The sequence below is a fragment of the Pseudarthrobacter naphthalenicus genome (assembly GCF_029076445.1).
GTDB classification, from domain to species: Bacteria; Actinomycetota; Actinomycetes; order Actinomycetales; family Micrococcaceae; genus Arthrobacter; species Arthrobacter naphthalenicus.
Window position 1 is genome coordinate 1 of sequence record NZ_JARESG010000037.1, and the last position, 20,565, is coordinate 20,565.

18 protein-coding genes are annotated in these 20,565 nt (G+C 59.7%); 9 read left to right on the top strand and 9 right to left on the bottom strand.

Features of this window, described 5'->3' with window-relative positions:
* Positions 1-46: 46 nt before the first annotated feature.
* A complete protein-coding gene (locus PY310_RS20145; protein WP_275216362.1) occupies positions 47-940 on the bottom strand; it encodes a DNA-processing protein DprA in 894 nt (297 codons plus the stop codon).
* 506 nt (positions 941-1,446) lie between these two features.
* Between PY310_RS20145 and PY310_RS20150 the strand changes: the two genes are divergently transcribed.
* Entirely contained in the window at positions 1,447-1,659 is a 213-nt protein-coding gene (locus tag PY310_RS20150) for a hypothetical protein (RefSeq protein WP_275216363.1), read from the top strand.
* Positions 1,660-1,749: 90 nt separating this feature from the next.
* Here PY310_RS20150 and PY310_RS20155 read toward each other — a convergent pair whose 3' ends face one another.
* From PY310_RS20155 to PY310_RS20170, 4 genes are all read right to left on the bottom strand, one after another.
* The gene (locus tag PY310_RS20155) at positions 1,750-1,899 is read right to left on the bottom strand and encodes a hypothetical protein (RefSeq protein WP_275216364.1); all 150 of its coding nucleotides are present in this window, start codon (positions 1,897-1,899) and stop codon (positions 1,750-1,752) included.
* A gap of 189 nt (positions 1,900-2,088) precedes the next feature.
* Entirely contained in the window at positions 2,089-3,072 is a 984-nt protein-coding gene (locus PY310_RS20160) for a DUF4192 family protein (RefSeq protein WP_275216365.1), read from the bottom strand.
* Positions 3,073-3,790: 718 nt separating this feature from the next.
* Positions 3,791-4,219, bottom strand: a complete 429-nt coding sequence (locus tag PY310_RS20165; RefSeq protein ID WP_275216366.1) for a hypothetical protein — start codon at positions 4,217-4,219, stop codon at positions 3,791-3,793.
* Between the two features lie 251 nt (positions 4,220-4,470).
* Complete coding sequence (locus tag PY310_RS20170) at positions 4,471-4,635, bottom strand: hypothetical protein (protein ID WP_275216367.1); 165 nt, start codon at positions 4,633-4,635, stop codon at positions 4,471-4,473.
* Positions 4,636-4,738: 103 nt separating this feature from the next.
* Here PY310_RS20170 and PY310_RS20175 point away from each other — a divergent pair, with 103 nt between their 5' ends.
* From PY310_RS20175 to PY310_RS20190, 5 genes are all read left to right on the top strand, one after another.
* Complete coding sequence (locus PY310_RS20175) at positions 4,739-5,029, top strand: hypothetical protein (protein WP_275216368.1); 291 nt, start codon at positions 4,739-4,741, stop codon at positions 5,027-5,029.
* A 391-nt stretch (positions 5,030-5,420) separates the two neighbouring features.
* Entirely contained in the window at positions 5,421-5,717 is a 297-nt protein-coding gene (locus tag PY310_RS21725; RefSeq protein ID WP_419095531.1) for a helicase associated domain-containing protein, read from the top strand.
* A 527-nt stretch (positions 5,718-6,244) separates the two neighbouring features.
* The gene (locus PY310_RS20180; RefSeq protein WP_275216369.1) at positions 6,245-6,682 is read left to right on the top strand and encodes a hypothetical protein; all 438 of its coding nucleotides are present in this window, start codon (positions 6,245-6,247) and stop codon (positions 6,680-6,682) included.
* A 33-nt stretch (positions 6,683-6,715) separates the two neighbouring features.
* Entirely contained in the window at positions 6,716-7,240 is a 525-nt protein-coding gene (locus PY310_RS20185) for a hypothetical protein (protein ID WP_275216370.1), read from the top strand.
* 267 nt (positions 7,241-7,507) lie between these two features.
* Positions 7,508-8,188, top strand: a complete 681-nt coding sequence (locus PY310_RS20190; RefSeq protein WP_275216371.1) for an Abi family protein — start codon at positions 7,508-7,510, stop codon at positions 8,186-8,188.
* 419 nt (positions 8,189-8,607) lie between these two features.
* Here the strand turns inward: PY310_RS20190 and PY310_RS20195 are convergent, their stop codons facing one another.
* Positions 8,608-13,467 (bottom strand): DEAD/DEAH box helicase, encoded by a 4,860-nt coding sequence (locus tag PY310_RS20195; RefSeq protein WP_275216372.1) that lies wholly within the window; start codon positions 13,465-13,467, stop codon positions 8,608-8,610.
* A 231-nt stretch (positions 13,468-13,698) separates the two neighbouring features.
* Here PY310_RS20195 and PY310_RS20200 point away from each other — a divergent pair, with 231 nt between their 5' ends.
* From PY310_RS20200 to PY310_RS20210, 3 genes are all read left to right on the top strand, one after another.
* Positions 13,699-14,304, top strand: a complete 606-nt coding sequence (locus PY310_RS20200; protein ID WP_275216374.1) for a hypothetical protein — start codon at positions 13,699-13,701, stop codon at positions 14,302-14,304.
* Positions 14,301-15,770, top strand: coding sequence for a hypothetical protein (locus PY310_RS20205; RefSeq protein ID WP_275216375.1), 1,470 nt, complete (start codon positions 14,301-14,303; stop codon positions 15,768-15,770). Before PY310_RS20200 ends, PY310_RS20205 begins: the two co-directional genes overlap by 4 nt.
* 163 nt (positions 15,771-15,933) lie before the next feature.
* A complete protein-coding gene (locus PY310_RS20210; RefSeq protein ID WP_275216376.1) occupies positions 15,934-16,461 on the top strand; it encodes a hypothetical protein in 528 nt (175 codons plus the stop codon).
* 358 nt (positions 16,462-16,819) lie between these two features.
* On the opposite strand, the gene PY310_RS20215 is transcribed toward PY310_RS20210, so the two are convergent.
* The 3 genes from PY310_RS20215 to PY310_RS20225 all read right to left on the bottom strand — a co-directional run bounded on the left by PY310_RS20215 (position 16,820) and on the right by PY310_RS20225 (position 20,267).
* Entirely contained in the window at positions 16,820-18,499 is a 1,680-nt protein-coding gene (locus PY310_RS20215) for a hypothetical protein (protein ID WP_275216377.1), read from the bottom strand.
* 79 nt (positions 18,500-18,578) lie between these two features.
* A complete protein-coding gene (locus PY310_RS20220; RefSeq protein ID WP_275216379.1) occupies positions 18,579-19,478 on the bottom strand; it encodes a DUF5677 domain-containing protein in 900 nt (299 codons plus the stop codon).
* Between the two features lie 180 nt (positions 19,479-19,658).
* Positions 19,659-20,267 (bottom strand): recombinase family protein, encoded by a 609-nt coding sequence (locus PY310_RS20225; protein WP_275216380.1) that lies wholly within the window; start codon positions 20,265-20,267, stop codon positions 19,659-19,661.
* Positions 20,268-20,565: the final 298 nt, after the last annotated feature.

Here is a 20,565-nt window from a genome sequence, read left to right on the forward strand (position 1 = left end):
ATCCTCCCGACGAACGCTGACCGGCATCACGCCTGACAAATCGCCCTCAGTCGTGGACGTCGTTGACACAACAAATCCGCGGCGTCCAGCGCATCAGTGTTGACAGCACCCAGATAACGCTGTGCACGCTGCCCGGAACCGCTGCGACGTGCCGGGCGATGGTCTCGGCGTGGTGTGCGGTGTTCAGCGCACCGGACCGCCAGCGCGCTTCCACAACACAAGTCACTCCAGCGAGAGCTGCAATGATGCGACCCCTTTGCAAAAACCTGGCCCTAGTAGGCGCGGTTCCTGGGGGCAGCTCCGAAAGCGTCAGGCCATTGGCGCGGATCGCGGCCGCGAGGTCCGCGTTCCCGGACGGGTAATCCCGGTCAAGCCCCCCAGCCAGCACCGCCATAGTCGCCGGCCCGTTGCCCTGGCTTCCGGCCAGCGCGGCGCGGTGGGCGTGGGCATCGATCCCGTAGGCAAGGCCTGAGATGACGCAGATTCCGCGCTGAGCCAGCCCATAGGCGATGTCTCCGGTGACGGCCGCGCCGTAGCTTGTGCTGTCCCGTGAACCGGTCAACGCCGCGCACCGGGACGGGGCGGGAATCCCGTTCTCGATGTTGCCCCGGTACCAGAGGCCCCACGGGGCGTCCGGAAGATCGTCCAGACCTGTCGGCCAGTGCTCATCCCCCGGGACCAGAAAACCGCCACCCAGCCGTTCGATGGCGGCCAGATCCGCCTCGGGGTCAATCTCGCGGGGGTGCGGTGCCCAGCGGCTCAGGCCTTCCGCCAGTTCCTCGGCCGTGACGTCCCAGAACGGGAACACGGGGCGTGCTCCCAGGGCCATCCGGTAGGCGGCGTGTGCGCCATGGCAGGCGACAAGGGCGCGGGCTACAGGGTCTGTCGGGGCAAACATCCGGGTCAGGGCGGCGCGTGCGATGCGGTTTTCGTCAGTCATGGTGGTGTTCCTTCTTGTCCGAGAAGTGGGGGGTGGGTGGGGCGGTGTAGGTGACCGGCCAGCTCCCCTTCTCCCCCCGTTGTTTTTTGGTTGCTGGCAAGCTTGCTTGCTCGGCGGCCGACGGAGGCCTGTCTACCCTTGGGCAAGGGGTGGGAAATTCCCGCAGGAAATAAGCGACGCAGGAGCGCCGGAGGGAAATTCCTGCGCCGCAGGCCCCGACGAAGGAGGGGTTAGACAGGCTGGAGCGGACGCCTAGAATCCGCAGGACAGCAACAAAAAACGCTTGTAAAACAGGTGATGACGGGCAGGAGCTCTGCGACGGACCGGCAGCACCCAACAGCCGGCCGCGCAGCGGACGCCCATCAACTGGTTGGAGCGCAGCGGAAACCAGGGCGAGCCCTGCGAGCATGCATCAAATCAACCGGTCGTTCACCGTGTGAGGATGGCACCGTGCCAGCCAATGCCCCGATCGCTCACGCCTTCCTGCCCCTGTATAGGGTGGGGGCATGACTGATCCGGCGCCGCGTCCTGGCCGCCCTAACGGGGTGCTGCGGATTCTTGCTGTGGTGTTCGCCGTTGCCGCAGTCGGATCGCTGGTGCTGGTAGCCGTGGACCTGGCCATTGGCCGGCCTGCTTCGGGTGATGTTTTTATCGCGTTCCTCAACAGTGTGGCGGCCGTGATGTTGTGGCGATGGAGATCTGAGAACGAGCGGACATGACGAAAGGCCGCCACATCTGAAGTGCCGGCCTTTCGCTGTTTTTTCCTCGGACAAAGGAAACCTGTGGTGCAGCGTCCTTGCTGCCTGGTGCTAGAAGTTGTGGTGTTCCCGGGCGTGGCCGGTGTCCACGGGCCCTGTTGTGTCGCCGGCGGTGAGCAGTTGCAGCTCGATGATGTCTTCGGCCAGGCTGGCGTCAGCAGCCGGCTGGTCGTCCTCAGTCAGGATGTATTCGGTTCCCACAGTTGCGCGCCCTCCCGTTGTAATCGTTGTGCCCACTGTAGTCCGGGATTCTGCATGTTTTCTGGGTGTGGGGGGCTCCGCCCGCGCCAGCGTGATCGGCGGCCGGAGGAGCGAATGCGGGGGAGGCCGCCCGCCACCGGAAAGGCCGGGCCGGATACCTCGAGGGTGATCCGTCCCGGCCTCTGGGTTTTAGATCAGGCGGCGGTTGTAGGACATGTTTTCGTTGCGGGCGACGTCCGCAACGTGGCCGCGGTTGATCAGTTCGCGCAGCAGTACCGCAAGGCGGAAATCGGATACGTCCTCAGCTGCGAGTTTCAGGTAGCGGTCGGCCTGGCTTCCGTGGCCTTTGAGCCATTGCAGCCAGCCCATCAGGGTAAGCATGGGTGCCCGCTGTCCTGCCGGGACAACTTTCATCAGCTCGAAGGCTGTAGCCTCGGCGCGGTCGACCCGTGCCCAGTCGGGGCGGCCGGTGAATTTTCCGGTCAGCACGTCTCCGAAGCTGCCGTTGTGGGTGGTGATGGTGTCCCGGAACAGATAGTCACGGAGGTGCCTGTGCTGGAATGCTGCCGCCAGCGCGCGTGCTGTCTCGGTGTCAGGCATTCCATCTGCGTCCAGCACGGTCGCCCACGCCTCGCATGCGGTTTCGAGGTCCTCCTCGGTTCCGTCCGGCGCTTCCACCGGAAGCGCCCACCTGCCCAGCAACGCTGGGTTGTATACATCGATGTCCGTAGCTGATCCGAAGTAGGTCAACGTCGCGTTGGCCTGGCTGTCCTTGATAGCGTCCAGCGGGTTTCTTTCGGCGGTGCCGTAGGTTCCCCAGTGGACGCTGGTAACCAGCAGGACCTGACGCACGGGCATCCGCGCCATGGACAACTCGATGCTCAGCGCCGTGACGTGTTCCGCGTAGGGGAACGGGCCGTCTTCGCCGGTTTCGTCCGTATAGACGATGACGTAGCTGCCCGTGGCCTTTTCATCATTGGCTGCGTAGGTGGTCATCATCTGCGCGTAGTCCAGCGGCGCGGACTCGGCCGGGGCGTCCATCCGCAACGTTGCACCCAGCGTGTTCCCGCGTGTGGTGAGCACCACGAAGGATTCCTTCGGCTGGCTGCCCAGCAGGTGCGGGACGGTGGCGATCAGGTCAGCGGAACCGGTGATGGTGAGTTTCTTAGTCATGGTGTTGTTCCTTCTTGTCCGAGAAGTGGGGGTGGGTGGGGCGGCTCGTGGTGACCGGCCAGCTCCCCTTGTCCCCCCGTTGTTTTTTGGTTGCTGGCAAGCTTGCTTGCTCGGCGGCCGACGGAGGTCTGTCTACCCTTGGGCAAGGTGCGGGAAGTTCCCGCAGGAAATCAGCGACGAAGGAGCGCCGGAGGGAAATTCCTGCCCCGCAGGCCCCGACGAAGGAGGGGCTAGACAGGCTGGAGCGGACGCCTAGAATCCGCAGGACAGCAACCAGAAAACGCTTGTAAACAAACAGGTGATGACGGGCCGGAGCTCTGCGACGGACCGGCAGCGCCCAACAGCCGGCCGCGCCAGCGGACGCCCATCAACTGGTTGAAGCGAAGCGGAAACCAGGGCGAGCCCTGCGAGCATGCCCTTCCCTCGCCCCGGATTCCGCCCGGGCCGCCGCTCCCCTGGGCTTGCCGCCAGGCCCGGGTGATCAGCGCGCGTCCCTGCCGAATGGCGGTCCGCCGCCGGCGACCACAGCCGAAAGCCAGCCACTGGCGGCGGACCGCCCGCGCACGTCAGGCGAGCAATCCTCAAAGGGTGCTCACGTACTCATTTGAGTATTTGCGTATCGCCTACCCGATCGGGTTAGTTCATCGGTGGGTCGGTGCTCCGGGTAAACGGGACCGCTTGCCGGACGGGTTTCCCGCCCGGCAAGGGTTTCCGGCTATCAGGCGGCGGGGACGGCGTACGGTATGCGGTACCGGCTGGGCAGTTCGGCGGCGGCTTCGGGCAGGTCCGCGGGGCCTTGGGCCTGTTCGGTCTTCCAGTGGAAGAACGCCTGTTCGCTGATCGCGTCCCAGAACCTGGATTTGGTCCGGTAATAGTTGCAGGTCACGTCGCCCTCGCAATACGTGGCAATGCCGAACAGGTTGCCGATGGCATCGGCGGTGCGGATCCCGGCGACCATGACGTAGGGCCACTGGCCCAGGTCCCAGCCGTCGCTCCCCCAGCTGGGAATCACGGCCCAGCCGTGTTCGCCAATGAGTTCCATCCAGTCGTAGCCGCCGTTCATGTGGTAATCCCCGAGGACGGTAACGCCGTCGATGGTCTCGCCGGTGTCGGCGGTGGTCACGGTCTTGGTGGTGATTGCGTTCATTTGTGGTGTTCCTTCTTGTCCGAGAAGTGGGGTGGGTGGGGCGGCTTAGGTGACCGGCCAGCTCCCCGTCTCCCCCCGATGTTTTTTGGTTGCTGGCAAGCTTGCTTGCTCGGCGGCCGACGGAAGCCTGTCTACCCTTGGGCAAGGTGTGGGAAATTCCCGCAGGAAATAAGCGACGAAGGAGCGCCGAAGGGAAATTCCTGCCCCGCAGGCCCCGACGAAGGAGGGGCTAGACAGGCTGGAGCGGACGCCTAAAATCCATCGGACAGCAACCAGAAAACGTCGAAGACGTAGACAAAAGGTGATGGCGGGTAGGAGCTCTGCGACGGACCGGCAGCACCCAACAGCCGGCCGCGCAGCGGACGCCCATCAACTGGTTGGAGCGCAGCGGAAACCAGGGCGAGCCCTGCGAGCATGCATCTGCCCTGGGACTGGGTTGGTACGGTGGAATTGTCCCGCCTGGGTTCCCCCAATTCCAGGCGGGACATTCTTTGTCAGAAGGAGAGATGGACTGTGGGAATGCGAAGCTTCTTCACCCGGCGCCGAACACCAGCTGCAGCGGAGTCCTCCGCTGTCGTGGTGGCTACGGACCGCGAGCCGCTGACGCCCGCGCAGCTGGCAGACCTGGAAGTGGCGTGGGCCGAACTGCGTCAGGCGGTCCAAGAGTCAGGGGTGACCTCGTTTCATGCCTGCACACGGGACGGGAGCCGCTGGCAAGACGACCCGGTGTCCGTACGCGCCATGGCGGACACGATCAGGCGCACCCAGAAGTACACTGCCGAGGGCATCCCGGACGGTCCGACGCGGTAGGGACGGGCCTGCCAGGTGGCAGACCCGCCCTTGGCCCCGGTTAGCTTCCTTCGTCGTTGCGGAACTTGGAGTTTGCGCGGTACGCCATAATCGAAGCTCCCAGCGCTGTCAGCGAGAGCACGAAGTTCACGATGGTCAGTGGTTCCATGAGTGTTTCCTTATCGTTGAGGTGGCCATATCCTGAGGAAGGAGCCGGTGGCCGCAACCTTGCGGTCACGACCACCGGGTTAGTGTGACTACTACTTCCTTGCCTTACGCTTACGCTTCGGAGTTCCAGCTCGGGAGCGTTTGCTCGTTAAGAGCGCGTTCCGCATGGAGAGTAGAGCGATGACAGCTGTCAGCAGGCTCGCGACCGACCCTCTCTCGGACCTATAGGAACGGCCTGCACGAAATCCCCGGCTGGGAACAGCGCACCCGCAAAGAACGCTGGAATCAACGCCTCCAGGAAATCACTGACTACATGGCTGCCGGGAATGCCTGGCCTCGCCACAAGAGGACACACACCGAAGAAGAACGGGTCCTGGGCATGTGGCTGCATATCCAGCGCTTGAAATACCGCCGCGACGAACTGGACCAGGGCAAGAAGGATCAGCTGAACACGATTCTTCTCGGCTGGCGAGACGGGTGGATCCGCGGCCGCCCGCCCGGTTCCCCAAACATCCGAAAGAGAGCCCCAAACCCGATCTGAACCGCGGTTCCAAAATAGGGCCGATTCCGATAGCTGCAGGAGCCGATCGCCGACAACCGGGCCGGCGCCGTAGCGTGGGGGCCACAGGACTCATCTACGAGGAACCGACGCTGGCTGCACTGAGCCCTGACTCGGATCGCGGCCGAGGAGGCGGCCTGCAGGCCTCCCCGCCCCTGAAAGTAGCCTCGCCTCCCCCGCTCCGTGGCGAAGATGCCCGTAGTAATAACCGCCCGGCAACGTGGACGACACGCGCCGCTGCTTTGGACAACCGGCACACAACACCATTTGCCATGCATGCGGGTAGAGTTTCGCGCCTCTGCAGCTGACTCATCGAGGTTGCAATCACCTTCAAGAGAATCAGAGGGACTACCGAAGGCTCTCAAGGATCGCACCATGGACCTTGAAAGCCAGTTGAACACTCCACCAACCGTGCCCGTTGAGTAGACATGGTCATTCGAATCATGCCCAAACTACGCAACGCGATTGCAAACTTCTCCATCGACGCTGCAGTGTGTATCCTGAGTACTATGGCATTCAAGGTATTCGAAAAGGGAAGCGCACCAGCCCCCACCATCCCTACGGTGACGATTCAAAAGCGCGGCATGTTCTCTCTAAACGACGCCGCCTTCCGCATGATCGGACAACCAGAAGGGGTTCAATTTCTCTGGGATGGCGACGCCAAACTCATCGCAATACAGGGCGTACCCCTAACCACGCCGAATGCATATCCCACTCGGCGCCAAGGTCCCGCCAAGGATACGAAGCGCGGCATAGTACTCATCGCGGGTGCGATGTTCACGAAATTCATCGGTATAGACACTTCAGTCGCGAAGCGATGGGTTCCTCGCTTGGAGGATGGCATGCTCATCGTCGATCTCAACGAGCCATCTCAAACTGTCGCCTCAACTCGGCGTCGGACTGAAGAGGCTCTAAGCGAAGACAAATCTGGGGAGCAAGATGAGTGACGGTGATTGTCGGCGGTGGTAACCAAGAATCACATGTTTGTTGACGAGACCAAGCGCCACGGCTACCTTCTGGTCGCCGGAGCGCTAGTACCTGGTGATCTGGGAAATCTTCGAAAGGAGCTTGGGACGTTGGTCTTGCCCGGCCAGCGGAGCCTCCACATGAAGGATGAGAAAGATGCCCGGAAGCGGGCCATAGCGGATGTGATCGTCCGGGCCAACGTGCAAGCAGTTGTGTACGACGCGGGGAGTCGATTCGCCAACGAAGCCGAACGACGCGCCGAATGTCTGCGAGAACTGGTAAATGACATTGCCGCGAAGAGTGGTGAGACCATGCTTGTACTTGATCGCGATGACTCAATCGTGCAGCGTGATAGGAAATGTCTCATAGAATTTTCTCGCAAGTCCGGATGCGGCGACTCTCTCAGGTACCAACACCTCAAGGCGGCGGAGGAGCAGCTACTAATCGTTCCTGATGCTATTGCTTGGTGTTGGGCCAAGGGCGGCGCGTGGCGGCAACGCATCCGCCCCGTTGTCGGGGAAGTGAGAAAGATTGCTTAAACGCAAAACCCGAGCGCCGCGGTCGTCCGGCCGGGTCTCGGGTTTACTTCCTGTAGCTCATCGCAACAGGCAGGATCAGGATATGGCATTTTTTGGAGAAGTGCTAGCGGGTTCACACGGCAAGACGTCTTAAAGAAAACAGCCCCGGACGAACTGATCGGATCGCGAGATCTACAGGACGTTTCTCCAGGGCCTTCGTCTAGAACTATACCCACAAGCGACCTGCATGCAAAACAGCGGGCACTAAGACTAAGAGCAGGGAGCGATGTGCCCGCCACCACCGAATACGACCACCAAGCTGTGTGTTCAATTTTGCCAACTGAAAGATTCGGATCCTACCTTGTCGCAATGGCAGGTGATCAGGAGCGGGCGCTAGCTCTCTATGCGTGGAACACTGCGGTCAGCGCTGCCCTTTGGGAGATTATCGGTCATGCTGAAGTCACCATCAGGCATGCAATTGATACGGCGATGCAAGGTCGACACAAATATCTCAAGCGTGGCGGTGACTGGATGGATGACGACGCACGTGAGCTTAACGACCGGTCCTGGCAGGACTTGGAAGATGCTCGGGAATCTGCCGCTCAAAACCGAGTGCGAGACGGTCAGCCGGTAACGCGGGGCCATGTAGTGGCGGAGCTTTCCTTCGGTTTCTGGCGCTTCATGCTGGCCAAGGAAAATGAAGACGTTTTCGGTGGCGCCATCACTCGTCGCTTCAAATTTGCACCCCGCCGTATCTCGGCCAAGGATATGGAAGACCTTCGCACCATAGTTCTCCCGCTGTACAAGCTCCGAAATCGCATCGCCCATAACGAACCGGTCTGGCACACGCCTCTAGCAAACCGGCACCATGATGCCCTGAGGATAATTGGCTACGTCGACCCTGATCTCAGGCTTTGGGTGGAGGCCAACAGCCGCTTCGATTCTGTAATGTCGGTACGACCAAACTGAGCTCTTGTCGGCGCTAGCCATCTTCGCCATCTGAAGCTCATGACCATCGCTGTCCGGAAGCTTGAATCGACCGGTACGACACTTGATCTGACGATGCGCAGGCTCCTCAAAAGGGATCGATTGAGGAGACACGTTGGCGCCCTCCCGAAGGCTCAAGGAGTTCGCGCGCTCAGACGATGCTCCTGACCCGGAATCCGAGCCGTGGATAACTCGGGGAAGAGAAATGTTTTCGAGAACCAAGTCTTTCCAAAAAAACCGTGGCAAAAGAGCAAACACACTCCGTCTGACCCATCCAAAATGGGCACCGAGAAGCCACCGGCAGGCTAAAAGGGCGGCTCCTACTACCGTCGGACCTCTGGGCAGCGGGAGGGGGGCGGCGAAGCTGCGAGGTGCCTGTCGGGGATGACTTCGCTTCCCTGTTACTGCTCGGAAATCTCTAGGGCGGGCAGGCTCGCAACGATCTCGTTGGTCTTCACCGACACGGTGACGATGCGCTTGATGAGGTCCAGAATGTAGCGGGGATTGCCGGATTCGCGGCAGTAGTCGTTGGGATCGTTGGTGATTTGCGAGTCTTTGTGAGTCGTCACCTGATAGCGGTCAAGAATCCACTCCAGCGCCGACTTGCCGTTGACCTGATAGTCGAACGCTTCGTCGGGGATGCCGGCAAGGGTGATCCGAGGGTTGTAGACGATCCGTGAGCGGTCCTTGCGGGCGCCAAAGGACAGCTTGTTCACCCGGTAGAAGTCGAACGCTTCCTCGGAGACTCCGGCAATCGAGCCTGACGAGATCTCCTCCAGAGGAAACGGATCGACGGTTTCGTAGTTGAGGTGCAACTCAGCCAAGGCGCGCCCGGCCCTGCTGAAGCCCCAGAAGCTATTGACCTTGGGAATGCGGGGCAGCATCTTCATGAGGTCTGCCTTGTACTCCTCCTTGTACTTGGGACTGTGCAGAAGGCCATAGACGTAGTAGAAGATGTCTTCCTTGCCTATACGAACATCTTCATAGAACCCTCGGTAGCTGGACAGCGATGCGTCAGTGATGTTGTCTCTACGCCGGTAGCCGCCGCCTGGCGCATCGGCCTGGTCGAACAAAGTAGGTTCGGCTTCGGCGGCGACGGAATCATAGGCATACATGCCAAAGCACTGGAGTCCGGTAGCTGCGCCCAAGGACGGCATATCGCGGTAGATCAAAGTAAAGAAGCCCCCGGACGCTCCGGGTCCGGGCAGAGTGATGACTAAGTTGGGTTCGATCCCAGTCGGAAAGAATTTTGGAAGCTGATACCTGCGCTCATTCAGTTTGGCGTCAAAGTAGACGGACTGCCTTGTGAACGGTCGGTACATCGAGGGGACAACCGATGATTGAAGGTAGCCCAGCACTTCACGCCTTTTTCGAATCTCCTGAAGACCACCACCCCATGAGATTTTCGTCGGATCCATGTCCGGCTCGGCCACGTCAATTTGAGAGTTGTAGAAATCGATCATCCGGCGCATGTTGACCTCTACCGCTGTGCGACTGAAGTTGTAGCACCACGCATCACGATTCGTTTTAAGCCCCGAGGAGTAGTTCTCGAAGATGCCTGACGTATTTGATTTGCCTTTGGTGGCCTTATCGCCAATTGGTTGGAACGTGTCGTAGCGTTCATCGCGGTGGTTGATCCAGTCTCCATGATCATTAGGCGTTATGGATTCCCAATCGGTGCCTTCCAGTGACTGTTCAATAGAGAGAGTGTCGAGTTTCTGTTCCCGGGTCATGTAGTCGCCAATATCCCGGTATTGGATGTCTGACGGACCCCTATGCGCCGAGTTCTTGATCAGGATGGCAATGGCCACTTGGGTGCGAGATCCTTCGCCAAATACGTTTCCGGATTCTTTGCGGCGCTGCTCCCCTGAGGTACGGGCATTTCCTCGGAGGTTGTAGATAAAGATCCGGCTGAACTCGGTGGCAAAGGTCTTGCGGATGCCGTCCGCGGTGTTGCCGTCGATGAAACTGCCGTTTGAGACAAAGGCAATGACACCGTCGTCCTTGATCCGGTTGGAGGCCCATCGAATCCCTCGAATATAGGAATCGTAGAGGCTGTTCTTGTTGGTCCCCGTGGAAACTTTCGCGTATGTTTCAGCGATCGAGGAGTCCAAGACGGGGTAGGCCTGGTTTTGGTTGTTGTCGTTCGCGCTGGTCTGTCCGCCCGAGTAGGGCGGGTTCATGACAATGACCCGGATGTCCTGATTCTTCTGCCGCTTTACGCGTTCCGAGTTCTCGGGAAAGAACTCGCTGGACTCCATTTGACCGTCGGATTCGTTGAGCTGAAACGTGTCCGTTAGTGCGATGCCATCGAAGGGAACATAGCCATGCCGGAGGCCATGCGTCGTGGATTCTTCGGCGAAGACGGTCTCAATGTTGATCGCGGCAATGTAATAGCTAAGCAGGACGATCTCGTTGGCGAAGAGCTCCTGCGTGTACTTTCGGTGGAGGTCCTCCGGCTTGATGAGCCCGGACTGCAGCAGCCGCGTGACAAAGGTCCCGGTGCCGACGAAGGGCTCCAGAATCGAGACGCCCTCGTCGGAAAGGGACTTTCCGAACTCGAGGCGCAGGGCTGCGTCGGCCGAACGGAGAATGTAGTCGACCACCGGGACCGGGGTGAAGACGATGCCGAGGCGGTCGGCCACCCGGGGAAAGGCGTTGCGGAAAAAGTTGTCGTACAGTTCAAGGATGATTTTTTGCTTCGCGGCGGCGTTGTCGATGGACTTCACCCGGGCCCGGACGGAGTCGTAGAACTTCTCGAGCCCAGCGCGTTCCTTCTCGAATGCAGAGTGGTCATCCAGCTGGTTCAGGATGTTCTGCATCGCTACCGAGACGGGGTTGTGATCGGTGAAATTGGAGTCCATGAACATCGCGTCAAATACGGGCTTGGTGACGAGGTGCTGGGCGAGCATTTCCACGGCCTGGGCCTGGTCAATCTCCGGGTTCAGGTTTTCCTGCAGGCCTTGGATGAAGTCGTCGAAGGCCTTCCGGTGTTCCGGGTTCGCTTCAGTCAGCAGGGCGTTGATGAGTGTGATGTGTTTGTTGGCGATATCGGCTATGTCTTTGGACCAGTCTTCCCAGTACATCCGGTTGCCGCATTTGTCCACGATTTTGGCGTAGACGGAGTCTTTCCACTCCCCCACTGGGAACTGCAGCGCCGGCTGTTCATAGATCGGTTCGCCCTCGCCATCGTTGCCGTTTCCGCCACCCGTTTCGCCGCCGCCGGCGTTCCCACCCACGTTTGTCCGTGCCTTCTTCTTCGGTGATAAGTCCACGGTGTCGACCAAGATCGATTCAGGTGCCTTGGCATTGAGCTCGATCTGGTTGATCGCGGCGTCCATCCGCTCATCATGGGCGCGCAGGGCCTGGAGGACCTGCCAAACAACCTTGTAGCGGTTGTTGTCCCGCAGAGCCTCGGAGGTGGACATGCCTTCGGGGATAGCGATGGGCAGGATGATGTAGCCGAACTGCTTGCCCTTGGCGATACGCATCACCCGGCCGACGGCCTGGATCACGTCAACCATTGAGTTGCGCGGGTTCAGGAATAGAACGGCGTCCAGGGACGGGACATCCACGCCCTCAGTCAGGCACCGGGCGTTCGTGAGGATCCTGCAGACGGGCTGATTTTCGGGGCCATCGATGTCTTCCTTGAGCCAGTCGAGGCGTTCGGCGCGGGTAATAGCGTTGAAGCCGCCGTCCACGTGCTTGACCTCAACCCTCAGGTCATCGGTGGGGTCATCGTTGTACAGGTTGGTCAGGTGTACCCGGACCAGATCCGGGAACTCAGACTCGACGAGCTTGGAGGATTTGATATCCCTGTTGAACGCTACCGCGCGTTTCATCGGCGCGAGGTCATTGCCGAAGGACGCCTCGTGAGTGCCGGAGCGGCGCTTGGCTAATCCGTTCCAGCATCCGATGAGCTTGGCGACGTCATCGATCTGCAGTTCCATGTCCGAATCCGCCAGCTGGTCCTGGAAGCTCGCGACTACCTGGCTTTGCTCCACGCCGAGAACCAGGACTTTGTAGTCGGTCAAAAGTTTTTTCGTCACCGCTTCGCCGAAGCCGATGCGGTAGAAAACCGGCCCGTACATGGTCTCGTCGTCCATGGAGCACAGGATCGCATCCCGCTCCAGCGCCTTGTTCTTCGTATCGTCATTGAATAGGCGAGGCGTGGCCGTCATGTACAGCCGCTTGGCGCCGGCAACGACGTCGTTCCGGTGGACCTTAACGAAGTAGGAATCCTCGGTGCCGGCCAGGGTAGCGCCGGTGGTGCGGTGCGCCTCGTCGCAGATGATCAGGTCGAAGTCCGGAAGGCCGGCTCTCTGTGCCTGGGACACGGCGTCGATGGACTGGTAGGTGGAAAACACCACCGTCATGCCCTCATCCAGCTCGCGGTTTCCCATCGCCTGCAGCAGGGTGGCTCCGTCCGTGGTGGCCGGGATCTGAAGATCATGGAGTGCGACGTCAGTGAAGTCGGAATTCTTCTGCCGGCCGACCTTGGTATCGGAGCAGACGGCGTAGGCGTGCATCGTCTGCGTGGTCTCATCCGACCATTCCTTCAGCGACTGGGACATCAGCGCCAAGGAAGGAACCAGGAACAAGATCCGGGCGTGGCCTTCCTGCTCAGCCACCCGTTCAGCGATCTTCAGTGCAGTGAAGGTCTTGCCGGTGCCACAGGCCATGATCAGCTTGCCCCGGTGGCTGGTTTCAAAACCCTTGAGTGCCGCGTTAACGGCTTCGTGCTGATGGGTGCGCAGCTGCTTCTTCTCATGCAGCCTCGGGGCCTTTGACGGGTCGGTCAGTTCGTAGGTGGCCCAGTCAATGTTGGAATTGCGGAAGTCCGTCAGACCGATACGCTGGATGGGCAGATGCTGGTTGTCCAGCATCTCTTCCGCATTTCCTGACCAGTCCCGGCCGGTCGTGTCCACGATGAGGCGGTGCGTGAACGGAGGTTTCCCGGACGCGGAAATGAACGAGTCAATATCCAACTTCTGGATCCGGTGGCCTTCGGCGTAGAACTTGCACTGGATGGCCGTGAAGCCGCCATCCTGGCGCTCGGCCACCAGGTCGATACCGTTGTCCTTCTTGCCGTCACGATCCGGCCAGTCTCTCCACAACCAGACATTCCGGTACTGCGGGGCCTGCACGCCGTCCTTCTCCAGATAGCGGCCAACAAGCTGCTCGAAGTAGTTCCCCTTCATCCGCTCCGAGTCCGCGAGCTCGCGGTACGAATCGAGCAGTACATCGAACGTCGTTGCCAAAGAGAAACCCCCGGAGAAAGATAAGCATGTGGATCCGGAGTAAACCGGTGTCTCTGATCATATGATCTTCTTCCATGCTGTCCCGGCGTTGGATGTGGTGCGCAGCCACCCCTACTGTCAGACGGTGTTGCTTTTGATCCTCACAATGGGTCGTTTCACCTGCCGTTACGGGCACTCGATACCGGACCATCAGACACCGACTGCCCAGCCATTCTGCGATATTGTTCTGGCATGTCGGGGGAAGAAACACATGAGAAGGGGCGCGAAGGAGCACGTCGAGCCAAGGAATGGCTCGAGTCCACAACGCGCGTCAATGCATGTTGGGTAAACCCCGACAGGCTTGCGGTGCGCAAGCTGACCTTCCCTTGGGCTGGCAGCGACCGCCAGCCATTCTCCTACGACCTCGGCGGACTGCTAAGACGCGGAGACCTTGAAGGCCAAAACTTTTATGCCGAGGTAAAGAATTACAGAAACACTCGGAATCACCAGGCCACCGAATATGAGGAGTATCTAGCCAAGAGCTACTGTGCCTATGTCTCCCGCCCTGAATATTGCGACAGCTTTATGTGGATCACGTGGCACCCATTCAGCTCAACAAAGTGGGAGCGCCTGTGTTCGGCCGAGACAGTCTTTGATGCTGTAGTCAAGCACCGAGCTGACACCTTGGGCATTGCTGACGAGGCGGACGCCGCGGCGGCGGTTGACCGAGTGATCTGCAAGGCGGTTGCGGATAGACTCTGGCTCATCGTTTTGTCCGATAAGCAGGAGATGCTGACTGTTTCAGCCGAACACCGAGGTCTCATTGAGCAGCACGACACGGCAAGGGGTGTGCGGTGAAACCCAGCACGCAGCTAGGCTTTGCGGGTCAGATTCTCAGCGCCCTCGAGATTCGTTCGCCGCAGGACTCAATAAATGCGGTAAAGATCGCAGTGATCAAAGAGCTCGAAGCCCTCGACTCGTCCGTTAGCATCCATGACACGAGCTACTTCAACCACACTTTCGCGCCAGACCTCGTATTGAGTTGGCGCGAGAAAGCTGAACGACCCGTGTACCTGCGGTTCACAGATAACCTGGATGAACTCAAAGACGGGATGTCCAAGATTGACGTCCTGAACCCCATGTTTTTCGGGTTGACGAGTCCGCTGCCGGGCAGCGATGAAGCCTATGTCAGTCTGGAGAAGACGGCACAGGACAACCACGCGTTAGTCACAGATGCTGAAGGAATTGACACCCTTATTGAGCGGCGGCAGTCGAATGCCGGAGTCAACTTATTGAGCCAAGCGCTCACGCGCGGAGGAAAGGGCTTATTGGCTCGACCCCAAGTCGAAGAAGTGACAAGAGCGATATCGGATGGCTTTACCGGTGCTCTTGAAACAAGAAGCGATGCAACCCGTCTAGCTGTGGCTACGATCGATCAGTATCTGGACGAGCCTCAAGCTGCGCGCATGACCCGCGTTTTGCAGGCCGTGTGGGAGGGAAGCGAGGGCAGGCTGGATCAGTTCCCAGGTCCCGCTGATTTTTCCCGCATGCTGAACGATGATTCGCTTCAATACATCCTGGACGTCGTCGGTGCGGAGGACCCGGATTTCTGGAGGCGGATCGGAAGGGCTCTTACAGTTACCCAGTTGTCGAACATGCATGTCACCGATACCAATGCGCAGGGATTCCAGCAGCTCGTAAACGCCAATCTCGACGTCATCAGATGCCGGGCAGCTGCCGTCAATTCGACGAACGCAACGCTGGGTTCTGAAGAAAACAAGTTCCTTTGGTCGGTGCGAGGTGGGACGTTGGCCTTCGAGGGGTCCGATTTCACAGCCTTTATTGGCGACCGCAAGGAAGATGTCGACAATCGAGCCAATGGCCCTCAGATCGGGATAGACGTCGAGGTACTCTCCCGAAAGTCTGTAGGTATGAAGGTCTCGGAGGTTACACTCCGCGATGGGGGCTCCGCCATTCAGTTCATGTCTGATGAAGGTGTTGGACAAGACGGGCGACTTGCGACGCTAGCTGCCGACCTATCTGCCAGCAGCAGAGCCGAAAAGGCGGTGGTCCTCATTCCTGATGGACAGCTATCTCTCAATTTCAAAGAGGCGACGGCAACCGCAAAGACCCGGAGCACACCTCTGATGGCCCATCTATTGGTGGCAGCGATGCCGTTGCTTCACGAGTTCGCGGACGAACGACACGAGGCGCTGGAAGCGTTTCTCCATGTCGAAGGGGCAGCCGAATCTTCCGGCAATTCCGGCACCGTCGAGGACTTGCTGACGCTGTTGTTGGAAAGAACCTCAGAGGACTCTGAATGACATCCAAGCGCAGCTTGGCCGTCTGAAAGTCTGCGGCTACGTTCCGTTTTGTCGGTCTCGTTGCGCAGTCTCTCTCATTCCTCTTTGTGCCATGAAGGCTCTGGCTTTTGTCAGAGGTCACTGAAACACTTACTGTCAGGGTTTCCTGACGAAAGGGGTGGTTATGGGCTGGGTATCCAACGACAACGAGCACGAGGGCTGGGCGGCGCCCGTGGCGCCCGACGGACGCTTGTCCGCATCTTCTACTGCCGAAGGAATGCTCGTCAAAGGGGTCACGGGGCGCTACGTCCCGGATGTCACGATGCCCGATTACGAGCTAATCCCGGACAAGGAGATCATCGGCTGGCGGGGAGCCTGTGTATGCGGCTGGCAAGGCGAAATGTGGGAACGGGTCACGACCCCGACGGCCGCCGACTTCAGCCGCCGCAGGGACTACGTTGCCCCGGACGAATTCGCCAATGCTTCAGCCGAAGTCGAAGATGCCATCCAGGACGAGTGGAATGCCCATATCGCCCCCTCGGAAGCCATCCTCGGTGTGGAAGCGGCAGCGCGTGAATACAGCCACGCCGGCCACCGGCTGGACAAGACCGTCGCAGCGGCCAAGGCGGCCGGAGCATCCTGGGCCGACATCGGCCGCGCCGTCGGCATCAGCCGCCAGTCCGCCCACGAACGTTGGGCAGAAAAGCAGTGACCCTGCACCCAGCGATGCCCCTCGACGTGGACACCTTGAGTTTTTCCTTAACCTACGGCGGAACGTTGGTCGTGGCTCTGCTGATGTTCATAGGGCAGCTGACCACAGTGGGCATTCTTCTAATTGTTGCCGGGATTCTCCGGCTGACGGCTTACCCCATCCAGGCCATCTCGCGATCATTCAGCAGATCTGGCAAGCCATGAGAATGGCCGTCGCGCTAATCCCCCGGTCTCCGTGCTCCTGCTCGTGCGGGCCCCCGTACCCGACCGCGATCAGCAACTATATGGACCCTGCCGCCGAACTTCCGCGGCACAGGGAGGGACCGGCTACTGTCAGGCCGTTGGCCCGTCCGTTCGGACTACTTCCTACCCCGGTCCCGAAGGTCCTTCAGTTCGCGGATCAAGGACCTAAACTCCGCGTTCTTAACGTCTTCTGCTACGGCCTCCGCGCCCTTTAGTAGATCCTCGACCGGAAGCCATTCCCTTGGGAAGCGGAAGTGCGCTTTCAAATTCTTGTTACCCGTCGAATGGTCTATCTGGATGCTTGTTCCTGCTACAGCGACGACAAGACGTGCTCCCAGCTCAGGGCTGACCTTGGCCGCGGTGCTCAAACGATCGCGCACGGTTTCGGTCGTTATGACGCTTGCGAAGACGTCGAGCATGAGCCCCGAGGCAAGCCCATTGGCGTCCCATTCATGGATGTCTTCCCAGGCGTAACCCTCAATTAGTCCTTCGAGCGCCTTGTGAGCATTGCCAGCTAGGTCGTGCCGTCCTTCCTCTTCCAGAATCTTTTCCAGATTCAGAAGAAGGAGAGTTGCGGCGGCCGTGGGCTTGCGCTCCGCATAGCCGGCAATGATGGCTTCAATGTCGTCATTCGACCCCCGCCGAGCTACATGCGCGGCAAGCAATGCGGTTGTCGGAAGGGACAGCCTGATGAAATCACCAGAATTGGGAAGGTGACAGGCAAACTCTGTTTGGGCCGCCAATTCGTCGTGCAGACCCGCGTCGAAGGGTCTGTTACTTACCCGCACAAAAGGCCAGCTGCGGTCCAGTACTTCCCGGTGCTCTGCCATCAGTTCATCTGCGGGGTCCGAGGACTCTTCAGTGGCCATGATCTCTGGCGGCTCCGCTACGTCCATGCCTCGCAGGTGCAGGACAATCGCATCCAAGGACTTGCGGGCGTCATTAATAGCTGCGAGGAGGATTGTGTCCCCGGCTGAAGCGACAGCGTCACGTGTCGTCGCACTGCGAGTGACCTCACTGATCGACCTGCGTAGCCAGGAGGACCATGGGCCTGCATCAGCGGCATTTGATACTGCTGCGACCAGCTCAGTCTCAACCTCGATGAGCAGCGGCTGGAGCACGCCGGCCACCTCGTCTAGAGATGCTTGGATGCGAGTTGCATACTCAGCGTGGGTGGCTCGAGATGGACTGGCATACACGTTTTCGCCCGTGTCTGGATCCCATCCGACCGGACGGATCCGCCATCGATCGAGTTCCGCCTGCCATTGTGCAGCGACTTCTCGGGGGCCTTGTCGGCGCTGCTCTATCGTTGCCAGCAGACGAGTCACTGCCTTCACCAGCGGCAAGGTCCGGTCAATTAGCGCAGAGTCCCTCTGCTCGGATGCACTCAGTACCTCGCCGGCCTGAGCGTCCGAGATCTGCATGGGCCTGGCGTAGGGCGGCGCTGCGGTAGCGAGTTTGATCTGGGCTGCTTTCCACTGCCGAAGAACATCCGCGAGGTAGTCGGGCTCATTGGCCGGATCATCGATGACGCCATGGTGGAAGTGGCAGAGGATAAGTAAGTTCTCTTTGGCCTGGTTCTCCTCGGGACTCATCGTCGCGAGCCACCGTGGCCCTCCCTCAGAACGCGCGTGTATATGGGCAATCTGGCTATTCAGTGCGGGCGCCCCGTTGACGAATTTGTATGGCGGCTCGTAACAGTCCGGAAAGCCGCAGGAGACTGCAGCACCGTAGAGCTCTTTCGCCGTCGTGGGTGTCGGCGAAGGATGTTGGATCTTGCTGGTGCTTTTGGCCATGGTGTAATTCTGCACGACGAGAATAAGGAAGCCTTAGCAGGCTTCCGGGCGTTGCGCCGCGCAGCTTCCTGAGCCAGAGCTAGGGTGCCGGCTGGTCTTTTAGAGTGAAGTCAATACCGGTTTCTAGCAGTGTCTTCATGGTGCCCAGGAGGGCGCTGAATGGTTCGTCGATGAGCATCTTGTTGACTGCGTTAACGGCCCAGACGAAGGGCGCCACTGCTGTCCCCGTATGGTCATTCAGAGCCTGATGTCGGGCCGGGAAATAGATGCCGACTTCACCGCCCTCATCTTCTTCGATGTAACTGTTGGCAACTCCCAAAGAAGCATGGCTGTACTCGCTGTACATCCTGTAGATCACGTAAAGGGGTGTTGCGCCCGTGTCCAGAGACTTGATCATCTGGGAGAAGTACCTCGCCTGCTCAGCCCGGTTGTTCTTCGCGTGCGGCTCCTGCTCAGTGACCTTCGCAATCGTCTGGCTCAACTCTTCGTTTGAGTCGAACCCCTTCATGTCGTTGGCGAGGGCTTTCTTCTGTCTCTGTTGGTCCCAACGCAACGCTTCGAACCCGTCGAGACCCGTGAGGGATAGCCACACGCAGGTAACCCCTAGTTCGAAGATGGAACGGGCCAGGATACCGCGTGCAATGCGGTCTGCTGGGTTGGTGTTCAGGTAGCTGCGCATGCACTCTGCAGCGGCATTAGTGAACCCCACGCAGTTGAGGAACGAATTGACGTCGTCACCTTCGTCCTTCTTGGCTCTAAGGCCAGGCTGAGAAAACCAATCCTCGATCAGCAGTTCAATGTGCCGCTGTAGGTTTGCATCAGTTGCCCTGAAGGTCAATTCTCCGCCTTGTCTTTTTTTGGAGTGACGATGATGATTTTCGGCGTTGTCCGGTTCCTCATAGAACGGACAGACACGGGACGTCAATCCGCTACCGATCAGGCTGGGGGACCCTGATTCCCACGAGCTGCTTCCCATCATTCCGTGGCTCCCAGGCCGTCACGAGTGCCCGGCAAAGGTAGCTCTCCCTTTGAGCTTCCCACCTTCGCCAATTTGGGCCCAGCGCCTGAAACGGCCAAATTTCCGCCCGCTCAGGGTTCGTCTAGAGACCGCGCAGCCCAGTGCCAAGCATGCGTCTCGCTGAAGGCTGGTGGAACTGGCTTAGGCGACGCTGCGAACGATGGCCTCGGACTCCAGTTCTGGCTTGGTCACGCGTGGGCCAAGGGCCCTGGTCACGGTGGACATGCTCACGCTCAGGGTCTCGGCGATCTCCTGCAGTTTCTTGCCCTGGCGGCGCAGATCTCTGGCTGCCTCAAGTTTGGCAGCGGTCATCGCCGGCGGACGGCCGCCGAGCCGACCCCTGGCCTTCGCGGCCGCTAGTCCTGCCTTAGTGCGTTCGGACAAACGCGAACGTTCGTACTCGGCCAAGGATGCGAACATGTCGAAGATCAGCTTCCCGTGCGCGCTGGTCGTGTCCAGCCAGGGTTCCGCTAGCGATCGGAAGCCTATCCCCCGGCGCCCGAGTACCGTGACGATATCGGACAGGTCCGCCGTGCTGCGCCCCAGCCTGGTCAGATCCGTAACCACCAAGATGTTGCCCGGCTGCAAGTGTTCCAGACAGTCTTGCCACCGCGCCCGTGCCTGGGTAGCGCCGGAGGCGTGCTCCATAAAGACCTTGATGGCACCGGCACCCACGAGCGCATCGACCTGCGCATCCAGGGACTGCCCCCGAGTGCTGACTCGGGCATAGCCAATCACGTTCCGGCTCATACGGCCGCCTCTCAATAATCAGGGTGCCGCATGTCGAAACACGTCAAAAACCCTCATTCCCGCGTTCCAACTGGGTTTGATACCGGTAACGGGTTCTGATCAAAAAGAGGCGGTCTAATGTCATTTTTCGGGACCGATTACGGCGTGTCGAAGAGACTAGTCATAAATGGTCGATATCTTTAGCCCTTCAGCTGCTGTCTGTCATGTAGCCCACGGGGGTTTGGGGCTCTGGTTGCTTCGTTGTGGATGGGTTAGCGTCTTGTCCGTCCACGAGGCAGCTGACGGGAGCGGCGATGCG

Excerpts from the sequence above, each read along its gene's own strand:
- PY310_RS20200 (WP_275216374.1), top strand. The coding sequence starts at position 13,699 with ATGTCGGGGGAAGAAACACATGAGAAGGGGCGCGAAGGAGCACGTCGA.
- PY310_RS20175 (WP_275216368.1), top strand. The coding sequence starts at position 4,739 with ATGCGAAGCTTCTTCACCCGGCGCCGAACACCAGCTGCAGCGGAGTCC.
- PY310_RS20185 (WP_275216370.1), top strand. The coding sequence starts at position 6,716 with ATGTTTGTTGACGAGACCAAGCGCCACGGCTACCTTCTGGTCGCCGGA.
- PY310_RS20220 (WP_275216379.1), bottom strand. The coding sequence starts at position 19,478 with ATGATGGGAAGCAGCTCGTGGGAATCAGGGTCCCCCAGCCTGATCGGT.
- PY310_RS20215 (WP_275216377.1), bottom strand. The coding sequence starts at position 18,499 with ATGGCCAAAAGCACCAGCAAGATCCAACATCCTTCGCCGACACCCACG.
- PY310_RS20165 (WP_275216366.1), bottom strand. The coding sequence starts at position 4,219 with ATGAACGCAATCACCACCAAGACCGTGACCACCGCCGACACCGGCGAG.
- PY310_RS20150 (WP_275216363.1), top strand. The coding sequence starts at position 1,447 with ATGACTGATCCGGCGCCGCGTCCTGGCCGCCCTAACGGGGTGCTGCGG.
- PY310_RS20225 (WP_275216380.1), bottom strand. The coding sequence starts at position 20,267 with ATGAGCCGGAACGTGATTGGCTATGCCCGAGTCAGCACTCGGGGGCAG.
- PY310_RS20180 (WP_275216369.1), top strand. The coding sequence starts at position 6,245 with ATGGCATTCAAGGTATTCGAAAAGGGAAGCGCACCAGCCCCCACCATC.
- PY310_RS20210 (WP_275216376.1), top strand. The coding sequence starts at position 15,934 with ATGGGCTGGGTATCCAACGACAACGAGCACGAGGGCTGGGCGGCGCCC.
- PY310_RS20145 (WP_275216362.1), bottom strand. The coding sequence starts at position 940 with ATGACTGACGAAAACCGCATCGCACGCGCCGCCCTGACCCGGATGTTT.
- PY310_RS20160 (WP_275216365.1), bottom strand. The coding sequence starts at position 3,072 with ATGACTAAGAAACTCACCATCACCGGTTCCGCTGACCTGATCGCCACC.
- PY310_RS20170 (WP_275216367.1), bottom strand. The coding sequence starts at position 4,635 with ATGCTCGCAGGGCTCGCCCTGGTTTCCGCTGCGCTCCAACCAGTTGAT.